Genomic DNA, 14,793 nt, shown 5'->3' with positions numbered 1-14,793 from the left:
AAATGATGAAGAAGATAAATATGTTATCAAAAGCAGATATGGTAAAAGGGCAGGGCGTGCTTTCTGCTCATGATGAACAAGTTGCATTGGCAAAGCAGGTAATGAAGCAGGAAGCAGTTGTTTTGGAAAATGCAAAAGCTCCATGTGATATTGTGCATTATCATTCCATTAATCCGGAATATTACTTTTCTATTCCGGCCAAGAGAAAGCAAAGCGCTTTAGTGGGGTATGTACATTTTCTTCCGGAAACAGTGGAAAACAGTATTTCCCTTCCAAGAGTTGCGAAAAATACTTTTTATAAATATATGATATCTTTTTATAAAAAGATGGATTATCTGGTTACGGTTAATCCGGTTTTTATTGATAAATTAGCAGATTACGGTATACCGAGAGAAAAAGTGACTTATATTCCCAATGTTGTTTCAGAAAAGAATTTTTATCCGTTAAGTACGGAAAAGAGAAATGCAATCCGAAAGAAATGTAAGATTGGAAACGATACATTTACAGTATTATGTGTAGGGCAGTTACAAAAGCGAAAAGGCGTACTGGAGTTTATTGAAATTGCAAGAAAAATGCCGGATTGTCAGTTTGTGTGGGCAGGCGGATTTTCTTTCGGAAAGATTTCAGAAGGGTATGAAGAAATCAGAGAAGCCATGAAACATGCACCAAAGAATATAAAGTTCTTGGGAATTGTAGACAGGGAAAAAATGAATGAAGTCTATAATATGGCAGATGTTATGTTTTTGCCATCTTATGAAGAACTGTTTCCCATGACAATTTTGGAGTCAATGAACTGCGCTTTGCCGGTTCTGGTTCGAGACCTTTCTATCTATGATCCGATTTTGTTTGACTATGCTTTGCGAGGAAAAGGAACTTCTGATTTTATCAGGATTTTAACACAGCTAAAAGAAGAACCGGACTTTTATCATAGAAGCGCCCATGCTTCTTATGAAGGTCATTTAAGATACAGTACAGAGGCGGTAGGAGAGCAATGGAAAAAGTTTTATCACAGGGTTCTGCGGGAACAGGCAGAGAAAAAAGAGGTTTTACTATGGAAAAAACAAAAACAGCAATGTGTTTAAATTTATGTACCATTCTTGGTATGGCGGGAATGATATGGTTTATCTGGTATGGGATTGATAACCGATTGTTTGTATCTTCTGAGTCTTTGCAGGCATTTTTAGACCGTTTTGGACTTTTTGCTCCTGCCCTTTTTATCCTGATACAGATGGTGCAGGTAGTCATTCCTATTTTGCCGGGAGCAATCGGATGTCTGGGCGGTGTGCTGATTTTCGGACCGGTATGGGGCTTTGTATATAATTATGTAGGAATAGCCATGGGCTCTGTTTTGGCATTTCTTTTGTCAAAGCATTATGGAAGACCATTTGTTCATCATATTATCGGAGAGAAAAATTATAACAAATATATTGGCTGGCTGGACAAAGGCAAAGCCTTTGATAAAGCCTTTGCCGTGGCAATTTTTCTTCCCGTAGCGCCGGATGATTTGCTTTGTTACATAGCCGGACTGACGAAAATGTCTTTAAAGAAATTTACATGTATTATTCTTTTGGGAAAACCGGGTTCTATTTTTTTATATAGTTTGGGGCTTACGGGAATTATGGAGCTTATCAAATATGTATTTTAGAAGGGAAAAGTTATCGTTATAGCGATAGCTTTTTTCTATGTACAGAATATTGGTGCTGTGTTAGAATGAAGACAGACCGGAGGTGAAGAAGCGTGGAGAAAAAAGTATATGAGATTATGCAGAAAAACAGAAAAGTTGCAGAAATTTCAGAAACAGGATTTTGCAAAATTTATGATGAAAGTTTTTTACCGTATAATCTATACTTAGAGGAAAATGATGATATTGATACACTTGTAAATAACGTAACTAATTTTTATTATTGGTGTGCCACACGAGTTCTTACTTTAGATAGAAAATATGCAAAAGAAATTCTCAACAGCATTGGGATGCGTCAGGCAGTTACTGACAGGGAAAGAGCGCAAATTGCTTTAAGCTATCGATGTGCTTCTTTAACAGATGTTTTTTGGGTACGTCAAAAAGGTGAAGAAATAACTTTTGAAGAAATTAATTTATATAACAATCATTTGAAAAATACTTTTATTGATATTTCTCTTCGGGGAAAACAGTATACCGCAGATAATCATGAGCTTGCAAAGGACTTATCTACAAATGGATGCTTTCCAAAAGCTTGGAAAAGGGAAGAAGAAGGGTTTATACTTCTAAAAGACGGCGGAGAAGATGCTGTGGAAAGAGAATTACTGGCAAGCAGGATTTGCCAATGCTTTGATGTCAGTCAGGTTATCTATCAAAAATCGTATTTTTCTCATGAAAAAGTAACAAAAAGTGAGAATATTACTTCTTTGGAAACCTCTCTTGCATCTATGGAAGCATTCGAGATATATGCACAGAACCATGATAGAGATGTAAAAGAATATATTTTATCTTTAGACAGCCACAATTATTATATGATGAATATTATTGACTATTTAGTGGGAAATACAGACAGGCATTGGGGAAACTGGGGAGTGCTTGTGGACACGAAAAATAACAAGCCGATTTCTCTCCACAAACTTATGGATTTTAATCGAGCGTTTTACGCCTATGATAATATAGATGGAGCAAACTGCCAGACGACATTTTACAAAAAAATGAGTCAAAGAGAAGCAGCGGAAGAAGCGGTAAAGAAGATAGGACTTAACCAGATAAAAGAGGTAAAGAAAAGTTATTTTGAAGCATTGCCTCAGTATTGGGGAATGTTTGAGAAAAGATTGAGCTTATTGAAAGGAATATAAGCATAGAAAAAGGATTTTGCAAGCCACAGTTGAACTTGCAAAATCCTTTCGCATTTTAAGTATTTACATCAGAAAGTGAGAATTAAAATCTTCCTTCTTTTGCAGCTTCTTCAATAGCAACAGCAACAGCAACAGTCATACCAACCATTGGGTTGTTACCAGCGCCGATAAGTCCCATCATTTCTACGTGAGCAGGAACAGAAGAAGAACCAGCGAACTGAGCGTCAGAGTGCATACGTCCCATAGTATCTGTCATACCGTAGGAAGCTGGACCTGCAGCCATGTTGTCTGGGTGAAGTGTACGTCCTGTACCACCACCGGAAGCAACAGAGAAGTATTTTTTACCCTGTTCAACACATTCTTTTTTGTATGTACCAGCTACTGGATGCTGGAAACGTGTTGGGTTTGTAGAGTTACCTGTAATGGAAACGTCAACACCTTCTTTGTGCATGATAGCAACACCTTCTGTTACATCATTAGCACCGTAGCAGTTAACTTTTGCACGAAGTCCATCAGAGTAAGCTTTACGGAATACTTCTTTCACTTCACCTGTGTAGTAATCCATTTCAGTTTCTACATAAGTAAATCCATTGATACGAGCGATAATCTGAGCAGCATCTTTTCCTAAACCGTTTAAGATAACACGCAGAGGCTCTTTACGAACTTTGTTTGCTTTTTCAGCGATACCGATAGCACCTTCAGCAGCAGCGAAAGATTCGTGACCTGCTAAGAAAGCAAAACATTTTGTATCTTCTTCCAGTAACATTTTTCCTAAGTTACCATGTCCAAGACCTACTTTACGCTGGTCTGCAACAGAACCTGGAATACAGAAAGACTGAAGACCTTCACCGATTGCAGCAGCAGCATCAGCAGCTCTTTTGCAGCCTTTTTTGATTGCAATAGCAGCACCTACAGTGTAAGCCCATTTTGCATTTTCAAAACAGATTGGCTGAATGCCTTCAACCATTTTGTATACATCTAAACCAGCAGCTTTTGTAACTTCAGCTGCTTCTTCGATAGAATTAATTCCGTACTCTTTTAAAACAGCCAGAATTTGTTTCTCTCTTCTTTCATATGATTCAAATAAAGCCATTATCCTATCCTCCTGATTTCTATTCTGACAAATCCCGTGATTACTCTTTACGTGGATCGATGATCTTAACAGCGTCAGCTACACGACCATACTGTCCCTGAGCTTTTTCAAATGCTGTGTTTGCATCATCACCAGCTTTGATGAAGTCCATCATTTTACCAAAGCTTACAAATTTGTAACCGATAATTTCATCATCTTCGTTTAAAGCGATGCCTGTTACATAGCCATCTGTCATTTCAAGATAACGAGGACCTTTCTTTAATGTTCCGTACATTGTACCAACCTGAGAACGTAATCCTTTACCTAAGTCTTCAAGTCCAGCACCGATTGGAAGTCCGTCTTCAGAGAAAGCACTCTGTGTACGTCCGTATACAATCTGTAAGAATAATTCTCTCATAGCTGTATTGATAGCATCACATACTAAGTCTGTGTTTAATGCTTCCAGAATTGTTCTTCCAGGTAAAATTTCAGATGCCATAGCAGCTGAATGAGTCATACCAGAACATCCGATTGTTTCAACTAATGCTTCCTGAATGATACCTTCTTTAACATTTAATGTTAATTTACAAGTACCCTGCTGAGGAGCACACCAGCCTACACCGTGTGTTAAACCAGATATATCTTTGATTTCTTTTGCTTTTACCCACTTTGCTTCTTCCGGAATTGGAGCTGCACCGTGATTCACGCCCTGTGCTACTGGGCACATTGTTTCTACTTCATGTGAATAAATCATTTTAAAACTCCTTTCAAGTATATATACTTCAAATGCGTCAATAATTTAACGCTTTATTCAACCCTATTTTCTCATAAAGTGACAAAAAAATCCAGACCTATTTTTTCTTTTCTGCAAAATCTTGCAGGTTTCTTTTTTTGCGTATTCAGACAATTTTTTGTAAATGTAAAATATTTGAAAAACAGAACAGAAATTATACGCATATCTGGCAATTTAAAGGAGATTATGTTATTATATATAAAATAATAAAAATAACTTTATCAAGGAGGTTTTGCTATGAAAAAATATGAGCTTATTCGGGAAATCAGCAATATGTGTCGTGGAGAGATGGAATCTAACATTACAGAAATTGAAACAGATAATTTAGATGTGTATATGAAAGAGCATATCAGCAAAGCTGCTTCCTGTGAAAAGACAGTGCTGGATAATGGTTGTGTTACTTATGATGTTATTACAAATGGATTAAAAGAAAAATATACATTTTCTGAAATTTAATTCGGTACCTCCAAGTGTTTTGGATATGAGCATTTGGAGGTATTTGTTATTTTAAAAGAGACAGGCAGGAAATTGGATAAATTTTATCTATAAATCATAAAATGATAGACGGAAGGATAAACATAGAGTATAATGTAGAAATTCAAAAACCCTAAAAGGGAATATAGAAAGGAAAGAAGAAAGTGAAAAAATTATTTAATAACTTGCCTTTTCGCCTGCTTTTAGGCGTTGTAATCGGTATTCTTGCAGGGCAGGTGGCAAATCTTCCGGTAATGCACGTAATCGTAACTGCCAAATTTATTCTGGGGCAGATTATTACTTTTTGTGTGCCATTGATTATTATCGGATTTATTGCGCCGTCTATTACAAAATTGGGAAATAGTGCCTCTAAAATATTGGGGGTAGCAATTCTTTCTGCTTATACATCTTCAGTTTTTGCCGCATTATTTTCTATGGGAGCAGGATATACACTTATTCCTCATTTATCTATTGTTTCAGAGGTAGATGGCTTAAAGGAACTTCCAGAGCTAGTATTTAAACTGGAAATTCCTCAGATTATGCCTGTTATGAGTGCATTAGTCCTGTCTGTTATGATTGGCCTTGCTGCTACATGGACAAAAGCCAAAACTACGATACGGTTTTTAGATGAATTTCAGAAGATGATACTTCTCATTGTATCAAAGGTGCTTATTCCTATTTTGCCATTCTTTATTGCAGTTACTTTCTGTGCATTATCTTATGAAGGAACCATCACAAAACAGCTTCCTGTATTTCTTAAAGTGATTTTGATTGTAATGGCAGGGCATTATATCTGGCTGGCGCTTTTGTATCTCATCGGGGGTATTTATTCCGGTAAAAATCCGTGGAAAGTATTAAAAAATTATGGTCCGGCTTATTTGACAGCAGTAGGAACTATGTCATCTGCAGCGACATTGGCAGTTGCGCTGCGTTGTGCTAAGAAATCAGAACCTGAGCTTCGTGATGATATGGTGGATTTTGGAATTCCCCTTTTTGCCAATATTCACCTTTGTGGTTCTGTGCTGACAGAAGTATTCTTCGTTATGGTAGTTTCTAAGATTTTATATGGAGAATTACCTTCTGTAGGAAGCATGATACTGTTTTGTGTTCTTTTAGGTGTGTTTGCTATTGGAGCTCCGGGAGTACCGGGAGGTACGGTTATGGCATCTCTGGGGCTGATTATCAGCGTTTTAGGATTTGATGAAACAGGTACAGCTTTGATATTGACAATTTTTGCATTGCAGGACAGCTTTGGTACTGCTTGTAACGTCACCGGTGACGGAGCGCTGACTATGATTTTAACAGGATTTGCGGAGAAGCATAAAATAGAACAACAAAAAATAGAAATCGACTTGTAAATAAAGCATATTGCACAGAAAAAACCTGGAAACATGGAAATTGAACATGTTTCTGGGTTTTTTATTATATTTTTTTCATTTCTGCATAGATATAATATAGACAAACAAAAGAGCACGTAAATAAAGGGAGGTAACCAATTATGAAATTTAAAAAAGTATTTGCAATGCTGATGACAGCAACTATGCTTACATCTATGCTGGCAGGCTGCGGTGGCAGCACAGAAAACGAAGACAAAGAAACACCAAAGGAAGAGTCTTCCGAAGCAAAAGGCGACAAGGAAAAAGGCGGGGACGGAAAGGTATATTATCTGAACTTTAAGCCGGAGCAGGCAGACCAGTGGGTGGAGCTGGCAAAAACTTATACAGATGAAACCGGCGTAGAAGTAGAGGTACAGACAGCGGCAGCCGGCACTTATGAGTCTACCTTGAAATCTGAAATGGCAAAGGACGAGCCTCCTACACTGTTTCAGGTAAACGGTCCGGTGGGACTGGCTTCATGGAAGGATTACTGCTATGATTTATCTGACTCTCAGATTTATAAGGATGTGAGCAGTGACGATTATGTATTAAAAGACGGAGATGCTGTTCAGGGTATTGCTTATGTAATTGAAACCTATGGTTTGATTTATAACAAGGCACTGCTGAATAAATACTTTGAACTTCCGGATGCAGAAATCAAATCCATTGATGAATTAAACAATTTTGAAGCACTGAAAAAAGTAGCAGACGGTATTCAGAAAAACAAAGATGAGTTAGGTGTTTCCGGTGCATTTACATCTGCCGGTATGGATGCTTCTTCTGACTGGAGATTTAAAACACATTTAGCAAACCTTCCGGTTTACTATGAATATAAAGAAGACGGAATTACTTCCTCAGAGGCAATCAAAGGCACTTATATTGAAAACTTCAAAAATGTATGGGATTTATATTTAAAAGACTCCACTTGTGAACCTTCTATGATTTCCTCTAAGACAGGTGAAGATGCAGCTTCTGAATTCGCACTTGGCGAAGCTGTTTTCTACCAGAACGGAACATGGGCTTACAATGATATTAAAGACATGGAAGTAGCAGATGAGGATATGGGAATGCTTCCTATCTACATTGGTGCAGAAGGTGAAGAAAATCAGGGACTTTGCACAGGTTCTGAAAACTACTGGTGTGTAAATAAGAAAGCATCAGAAGAAGATATTCAGGCAACATTGGACTTCCTTACATGGGTTGTAGAAAGTGATGAAGGACGAGATATGCTTGCAAATGAAATGGGATTTATTACACCATTTAAGACCTTTGACGAGTATCTGCCGGAAAATCCGTTGGTAAAAGCATATGATGAATATGCAAAAGCAGGCAAAACACCGGTAAGCTGGAACTTTACAACTATGCCTTCCGAAGAATGGAAGAATAAGGTTGGTTCTGCAATGCTGGAATATGCACAGGGAACAGGAGAATGGGACGCTGTGAAAGCTGCATTTGTAGATGGCTGGGCTTCTGAATACGAAGCAGCACACGCAGAATAAAGAAGATGAGAAACAGGGCTGCTGTGTAAAAGTTTTTTATACAGGCAGCCCTTTTCCTGATAAAAGGGGGAAGAAAATTGGAAAAATCAATTAAAAAATATTTTCCTGTGTTTGTATTGCCCACCATGCTGGCATTTGTTTTAGGATTTATTGCACCCTTTGCTTTGGGTATTTATCTTTCCTTTTGCAAATTTACAACGGTAACAGATGCCAGATGGGTAGGGTTTCAAAATTATTTAAAAGCTTTTCAGGACACAGAATTTTATCACGCTTTATGGTATACGGTTCTATTTACCGCAGTATCCGTCATTTTGATTAACGTATTGGCATTTACCGTGGCAATGCTTTTAACAAAGGGAATTAAAGGAACAAACCTTTTCCGTACAGTATTTTTTATGCCGAACTTAATCGGCGGTATTATTTTAGGTTATATCTGGCAGCTTTTGTTAAACGGTGTGTTGGCACAGTACGGAAAAACTTTAACTTTTTCCTCTACCTACGGTTTCTGGGGACTGGTTATTCTGGTGTGTTGGCAGCAAGTAGGTTATATGATGATTATCTATATTTCAGGCATTCAGAATATACCGGGTGAGCTCATTGAAGCGGCAAAGATTGACGGGGCAAATGCAAGACAGCTTCTTCGTCATGTTACCCTTCCTATGGTCATGCCGTCTATTACCATCTGTACGTTTTTGACACTGACCAACGGCTTTAAGCTCTTTGACCAGAACTTAGCCCTCACCAACGGCGCACCGTCAAATATGTCAGAGCTTATAGCATTAAATATTTACAGAACTTTCTATGGTCGTCCCGGCTATGAAGGCGTAGGACAGGCAAAAGCCGTTATTTTCTTTGTCTTAGTGGGAATTATTGCTTTAATACAAAATCGATTGACCAGAACAAAGGAGGTGCAGCAGTAATGAAAGCAAGAAAAGCAAAACATGGTTGGCTGCTGACACTGATTTTTTCAGTTATCAGCGTACTGTATATGTACCCCATTATACTGGTATTTATCAACTCTTTTAAAAAGAAAGCATATATCAGCCGTTATCCCTTTAAAATTCCAAAGGGAAATATGTTTGTAGGCTGGGAAAACTATATCCGAGGTCTGGAAAAGACAGGATTTTTCGAAGCATTTTTATGGACCTTATTTATTACCGTATGCTCGGTGGCTCTGATTGTCGTTTGCTGTTCCATGTGTGCGTGGTATATCAGCAGAGTAAAAACCTTGAGTACAAAAATTATCTATGTTTTATGTCTGTTTGCGATGGTAGTTCCTTTTCAGATGGAAATGTATACCTTATCTAAAATTGCAAATATGCTGAAGCTGGATAATCCTTGGGGATTGATTATTATCTATCTGGGATTTGGCGCAGGACTTGCAGTCTTTATGTTTACAGGATTTGTAAAGGCAATTCCGATTGAAATCGAAGAAGCAAGTATGATTGACGGATGTACGCCGCTGCAATGTTATTTTAAGGTGGTATTTCCTATTATGAAACCTACCTGTATTACCGTGGCAATTTTGGATGCCATGTGGATATGGAACGACTATCTGCTGCCTGTGCTGGTGTTGGACACAAAGAAATATAAAACAATTTCCATTGCCATTCAATATTTGAAGGGCGGATACGGTTCGATTGACATGGGAGCTATGATGGGCGTTTTGGTATTGTCCATTCTTCCGATTATTGTGTTCTATCTTTTCTGCCAGCGTTATATTATCGAAGGTGTTGCAGCAGGCGCTGTAAAAGGTTGATTTCGTTGACAGAATAAAAATACATGTTACAATAAAAGAAATATAGGAAAACAGAAACAGGACTGGCAGAGAACGTCAGTCCTGTTTGGTGATTATAAAGGTGGGAGATATGTACAGGATTTTAATTGTAGACGATGAAAAGCTGGAGCGAAACGGCATTAAGTTTTTATTGAAAAAGACAGGAACAGAGCTGGAGGTTTTTGAAGCATCAAACGGAAGGGATGCGCTGGAGCTTTTGAAACATCAAACAGTGGAAATTCTTCTGACGGATATTAAGATGCCCTATGTGAGCGGTTTGGAGCTGGCAGAAAAGGTATCTTCACAATATCCGGAAATGAAAATCGTGATGTTCAGCGGATATAGTGACTTTTCTTATGCACAGACGGCAATCCGATACGGGGTCTCTGATTATATTTTAAAGCCCGTAGATCCTTTGGAATTCCAGAAGACCATGAAAAAGCTGTTGGAAGAAATCGAAAGAGAGAAAGCAGAAGAAGTACAGCAGATTAAAACACAGGATTATTTATACCAGTTCTTTTTGCAGAATTATTTGTACGGGGGAAAAGTCGATATTGAGGAAATGAAGAGAAATCTGGATTTCCAACAGTATCATTACATGGTTTTAATTCAGACCTCCAGCAGTTTTTTTGAAATGGAAGAAGAAATCTTTAAAGAAAAATTAAAAGAGGAAATTCGCCGTGATTTCTTTTATCTGAATTTAAATGCGGGAGAAGGACTTTTCTTCTTTAAGGAGAAGCACAGCGATTATGCGCTTTTGTGCAGGGAAATTTATCAGTTTTTTAAGCTTCGTTATAATACGGAATGCTTATTGGCTGTCAGCGAGGAATTAAAAAGCTTTGAGGAGTTGCCGGCGGTTTTCGGAGCGTTGGAAATGGTGCTGGAAGACCAGTTTTATCAGCCGGAAAAGCATATTTTTTCTTTAAAAGAGAATGAAGACAGAGAAACAAACGCAGCGCTTGGGGATGCAGAGCTTTTAAAACGAATTTTAGAAGACATTCATCATCGGGATATGGGGCATTTAAAAAAACATTTTGAGCAGTTGAAAGTCGTGTATCATCCGGAAAAAGCATATTCTGAAATGTATGTGAAATTTTTATTTTCCAGTATTATAAAAGAAATTTATGAAGCCATGGATTTGCCTGATGAGAAAAGATTGAGCAGAGAAATTGACCGCTTATATCGTGCCAAAAGGCTGCAAGATGTATGGAAGCTTACCGAAAAAGCCATGGAGGAGCTGGAGGAATATCTGGCAGAAGAAGAAAAGGGTACGAGAAGCGAAGTGACGCAGGTGAAAAATTACATTTATCAGAATTATCAGGAGGAATTAAGCGTAGACATTCTGGCGGAAAAAGTATATTTGTCACCGGGGTATTTAAGCTACATTTTTAAACAGGAAACAGGTATGAATTTAAACCGTTTTATTAAAGCTTTTCGTATGGATAAGGCAAAAGAGCTGCTGGAAAACAGTCAGAAAAAAATTTCTCAGATTGCCAAGGAAGTGGGATTTTCCAATAATTCTTATTTTTGCCGAAGCTTTCGGGAATATTTCGGAGTGACACCGGAGTCTTGCAGGAAAGGAACTGCGGAGTATGAAAAAATGGATACAGAAATATAAAGACCTAAAATACCGTTATAAGCTGACCATTATGATGATTTTATGCAGCCTGATACCGGTATGCGTCATCAGTGCTTATACCCAGATGAGAACGATACAGATTATGCGGGAAAAGGAAGAAAGCGGATTAAAGCAGGTGTTGGAGCAGTCTGTGGACAGCATTGATAATCGGGTGCAGATTTATACAAATCTGATAAATTATTTAACCTATTCCTCTGACTTACGGGAAATTATGGAGAAAGAATATCGCTCGGATTATGAGGCATATCTGGCATATACAGAGATTGCTGATCCACTGTTTACCATGCCGCAGCTATACCACGAGGAAATCAGAAGCATTACATTATATGCTGAAAACATTCAGGTAGAACATGGCAATACCTTAGCTCCTCTGTCTGTGGCACAAAACCAGACCTGGTATTCTAAAATCAATGAAAAGGGTACGGTGCAGTGGCTGGTAAAGCAGGGAAATAAAAAAGAAATTCTGGCAGTGCGTAAGTTTTATCGGCAGGACAGCATACAGGCAATGCTGGTTTTGACCTTGGATTACAATAGGGTATTAGAGCCTTTTGCCGATTTGCTGACGGAAAACAGAGGGGGCTTAATCTTAGACGAACAAGGAAATGTGGTGTATTCCGGATACCGCATGGATGCCCCTTATAAGCCGGATAAAGAAACTTCTCTAAACTATTTAAAAGAACATTATGTATGTATAGAGAAAAAAATAGAAGATACGAAATGGAATTTCTGTCTTTATCAGCCAAAAGAGGAGCTGGAGAAATCGGTTTGGACATTGCTTCTTGGAAACATTCCTGTGCTGCTTCTCTGTCTTTTGCTGATTTTACTTTTGGGATATTTTTTCTCAAGGAAAATGGTAGAACGTTTGGAACAGCTTACAGAAAATATGAACCAGATTAATCTGGGGCTTCGTAAAGTTACGGTGGTGAGCCAATCTAAAGATGAAATCGGTGTGCTGGTGCGTACCTTTACCAGAATGATGGATGAAATCAATAAATTGATTTCTCAGGTATATGAGGCAAAAACTAAGCTGCAAAAAACAGAGATGAAAGCCCTTCAGGCGCAGATTAATCCTCATTTTCTCTACAATTCTCTTTCTATTATTAACTGGAAAGCCCTTGAGGCAGACAATGAGGAGATTAGCCGGATTACGCTGGCATTGTCTACCTATTATCGCACCAGCCTGAACAAAGGAGAGACTATGACAATCGCTGCAAACGAAATCCGAAATATTGATGCCTATCTTCAAATTCAGCTTATTATGCACGACAACAGTTTTCAGGTTATCAAAGAAATACAGGAAGATGCTTTAAGCTACTCTGTGCCCAAGTTGATTTTACAACCGTTAGTGGAAAATGCCATTGAGCATGGTTTAGACGTATCGGAAAAGGAAGAGAAATGGCTGAAAATTTCTGTCTGCAAAGAGAAAGATGCCTTAATTATGGCAGTGGAGGACAATGGCATGGGTATGTCAGAGGAACAGGCAAAGTCTATCATCACTTATCGTTCTAAGGGATATGGGGTACGCAATGTCAATGACAGAATAACACTGCTTTACGGAGAGGAATATCATTTAAGGGTAAAAAGCCGTCAGGGAGAGGGATGCCGAATAGAGATTGCTATTCCTGTCAATAAGGAGGAAAAACGATATGAATAAAAAATTATTTTGGGGCATTGCTGTGGCAGCAGTGATTGTCTTTAGCATATTGTTCTTTCCGTGGAAAAAAGAGACTGCTAAAGAAGAACCTCCAAAAACGGATAACAATGCAAAATGGCAGGAAGCAGAGCATACTCCTTACGGAAAATATCCGGAAACAGTCACCTATACGCTGGGGAAAATATCCGGAGGCAATCACTCTAATCTTCCGGCAGGAGATACTTATGAAGACAACGGTTATACACGTTATTTAAAGAAAATGCTGAATATTCAAAACAAGGATGTATTTGAACTGGAGGATGGAAATCAGTATGAGGAAGCAGTAGAAATCGCCATAAAGGACAACAATTTACCGGACATTATGGTGGTGAAAGGGCAGGAAACCGTGCAAAAGCTGGCAGAGGCAGGCATGATAGAGGATTTGACTGAGGTTTATGAGGAATGTACCACATGGCGCATTAAAGATATGTATGCCAGTTATACAGACGCACTTTTAAATTCAGGAAAGTATGGGGGAAAGCTTTATGGATTTCCGGATACGGTTATCGACCACGGTCCAACGCTTCTGTGGATGCGAAAAGACTGGATGGACAAGCTGGGGATGGAAGAACCTGCCGACATGGACGAAGCAATGAATTATATTTTAGAATTTGTCAATCAAGACGCAGCCGGAAACGGAGAGACTATCGGCCTTGCCTGCACGCCGGAGCTGGTAGCCGGAAGCAGCGAAACCTATTCTGCTGACGGAATTTTTTCGATGTTTCATGCAAGTCCCAGAAAATGGGTACAGGATGCAGAGGGAGAAATTGTGTACGGCTCTGTGACACAGGAGTGTAAGGCAGCACTGGAATACCTGAATACACTGTATACAAAAGGCGTTTTGGATAAAAAATTTCTTTTACGTACCTCAGAGAATATAGAGGAGCTAATCAAAAATGGGAAATGCGGAGCTTTTTTCGGAAAATGGTGGGCGCCGAATAATCCTCTGATGGAGTCTTATGATTATGATAAAAATGCGGAATGGACGCCTTATTTCTTTACAAAAGAGGATGAAAATGTATTGCAGGAGTATGAAACCTTTGAGGACAGACTTTATGTGGTGGTGCGAAAAGGATATGAGCATCCGGAAATTGTGGCAAAGTATATCAGTGTGATTTTTGATTATTCCCGCTATGATGACAAAGAGGCAAATGAAGTAAATGAGTATTTTTCATTAAATGTAGACCCTACGGCAAGACCGTTGAACATTAACGTGGATTATCGGGATACACTGTATCAGACAACGGAAAATATTCGAAATGCGCTGAACAAAGAAAAGCCGTCCTCCTCCTTGACAGGGCTTGAAAAGTCTTATTATCGTACGTGTAAGGCTTATTTAGACGGAAATCTGACTACGGCAAATGCCTGGGCCGCCTATACCTCCCGTATTACGGCAGTAGGCACACTGGTGGACTTGAATTTTAAAAGCCGTCAGCCCCTGCCTCTTTCAGGAGAAGGCTTAAAGGTCGGAGAAGACCTTTTGAAATTGGAGCAGCAGACCTTTATACAGATTGTCTGTGGTGAAAAAACGGTGGGCTATTTTGATACTTTTGTGAAAGAATGGTATGCAGCGGGAGGAAAGGATTTTACTCAAAAGGCTCGCACAGCAGCAGAAAATGAATGATTGTAAACCTAAAAATAAAATATAGTTGA

The 14,793-nt window shown here is 38.7% G+C and carries 13 protein-coding genes; 11 read left to right on the top strand and 2 right to left on the bottom strand.

Annotated features, from left to right (window positions below; all coding sequences use genetic code 11):
• The first annotated feature begins 2 nt into the window (after positions 1–2).
• The 3 genes from CGC63_RS08215 to CGC63_RS08205 all read left to right on the top strand — a co-directional run bounded on the left by CGC63_RS08215 (position 3) and on the right by CGC63_RS08205 (position 2,817).
• Complete coding sequence (locus CGC63_RS08215; protein WP_154965455.1) at positions 3–1,082, top strand: glycosyltransferase family 4 protein; 1,080 nt, start codon at positions 3–5, stop codon at positions 1,080–1,082.
• The gene (locus CGC63_RS08210) at positions 1,052–1,645 is read left to right on the top strand and encodes a TVP38/TMEM64 family protein (protein WP_003021265.1); all 594 of its coding nucleotides are present in this window, start codon (positions 1,052–1,054) and stop codon (positions 1,643–1,645) included. The genes CGC63_RS08215 and CGC63_RS08210 overlap by 31 nt, the downstream gene beginning before the upstream one ends.
• Before the next feature lie 92 nt (positions 1,646–1,737).
• The gene (locus tag CGC63_RS08205) at positions 1,738–2,817 is read left to right on the top strand and encodes a hypothetical protein (protein WP_003021268.1); all 1,080 of its coding nucleotides are present in this window, start codon (positions 1,738–1,740) and stop codon (positions 2,815–2,817) included.
• Positions 2,818–2,899: 82 nt separating this feature from the next.
• Here CGC63_RS08205 and CGC63_RS08200 read toward each other — a convergent pair whose 3' ends face one another.
• Together CGC63_RS08200 and CGC63_RS08195 are read right to left on the bottom strand one after the other, a co-directional pair.
• A complete protein-coding gene (locus tag CGC63_RS08200; protein WP_003021272.1) occupies positions 2,900–3,910 on the bottom strand; it encodes a GGGtGRT protein in 1,011 nt (336 codons plus the stop codon).
• A gap of 40 nt (positions 3,911–3,950) precedes the next feature.
• Positions 3,951–4,643, bottom strand: a complete 693-nt coding sequence (locus CGC63_RS08195; protein WP_003021275.1) for an iron-sulfur cluster assembly scaffold protein — start codon at positions 4,641–4,643, stop codon at positions 3,951–3,953.
• Positions 4,644–4,919: 276 nt separating this feature from the next.
• Here CGC63_RS08195 and CGC63_RS08190 point away from each other — a divergent pair, with 276 nt between their 5' ends.
• From CGC63_RS08190 to CGC63_RS08155, 8 genes are all read left to right on the top strand, one after another.
• On the top strand, positions 4,920–5,138 hold the full coding sequence (locus CGC63_RS08190) for a hypothetical protein (protein ID WP_003021279.1): 219 nt from the start codon (positions 4,920–4,922) through the stop codon (positions 5,136–5,138).
• A 182-nt stretch (positions 5,139–5,320) separates the two neighbouring features.
• Positions 5,321–6,514 carry a dicarboxylate/amino acid:cation symporter gene (locus tag CGC63_RS08185; protein ID WP_003021282.1) on the top strand — a complete coding sequence of 398 codons (1,194 nt, stop codon included), beginning with the start codon at positions 5,321–5,323 and terminating at the stop codon, positions 6,512–6,514.
• 140 nt (positions 6,515–6,654) lie between these two features.
• Entirely contained in the window at positions 6,655–8,031 is a 1,377-nt protein-coding gene (locus CGC63_RS08180; protein WP_022239458.1) for an ABC transporter substrate-binding protein, read from the top strand.
• Between the two features lie 77 nt (positions 8,032–8,108).
• On the top strand, positions 8,109–8,951 hold the full coding sequence (locus CGC63_RS08175; RefSeq protein ID WP_009246110.1) for a carbohydrate ABC transporter permease: 843 nt from the start codon (positions 8,109–8,111) through the stop codon (positions 8,949–8,951).
• A complete protein-coding gene (locus CGC63_RS08170) occupies positions 8,951–9,790 on the top strand; it encodes a carbohydrate ABC transporter permease (protein WP_003021290.1) in 840 nt (279 codons plus the stop codon). Before CGC63_RS08175 ends, CGC63_RS08170 begins: the two co-directional genes overlap by 1 nt.
• Before the next feature lie 109 nt (positions 9,791–9,899).
• Positions 9,900–11,426 (top strand): response regulator transcription factor, encoded by a 1,527-nt coding sequence (locus CGC63_RS08165; RefSeq protein ID WP_089438680.1) that lies wholly within the window; start codon positions 9,900–9,902, stop codon positions 11,424–11,426.
• Positions 11,401–13,101, top strand: a complete 1,701-nt coding sequence (locus tag CGC63_RS08160; protein WP_003021299.1) for a sensor histidine kinase — start codon at positions 11,401–11,403, stop codon at positions 13,099–13,101. Before CGC63_RS08165 ends, CGC63_RS08160 begins: the two co-directional genes overlap by 26 nt.
• Positions 13,094–14,764 (top strand): extracellular solute-binding protein, encoded by a 1,671-nt coding sequence (locus CGC63_RS08155; RefSeq protein WP_003021302.1) that lies wholly within the window; start codon positions 13,094–13,096, stop codon positions 14,762–14,764. Before CGC63_RS08160 ends, CGC63_RS08155 begins: the two co-directional genes overlap by 8 nt.
• The last annotated feature ends 29 nt before the right edge of the window (positions 14,765–14,793 follow it).

It is taken from the genome of Blautia hansenii DSM 20583 (assembly GCF_002222595.2).
Taxonomy (GTDB): domain Bacteria; phylum Bacillota; class Clostridia; order Lachnospirales; family Lachnospiraceae; genus Blautia; species Blautia hansenii.
The sequence above is the reverse complement of the archived record's forward strand: the minus strand, read 5'-3'. Positions and strand labels throughout refer to the sequence as shown.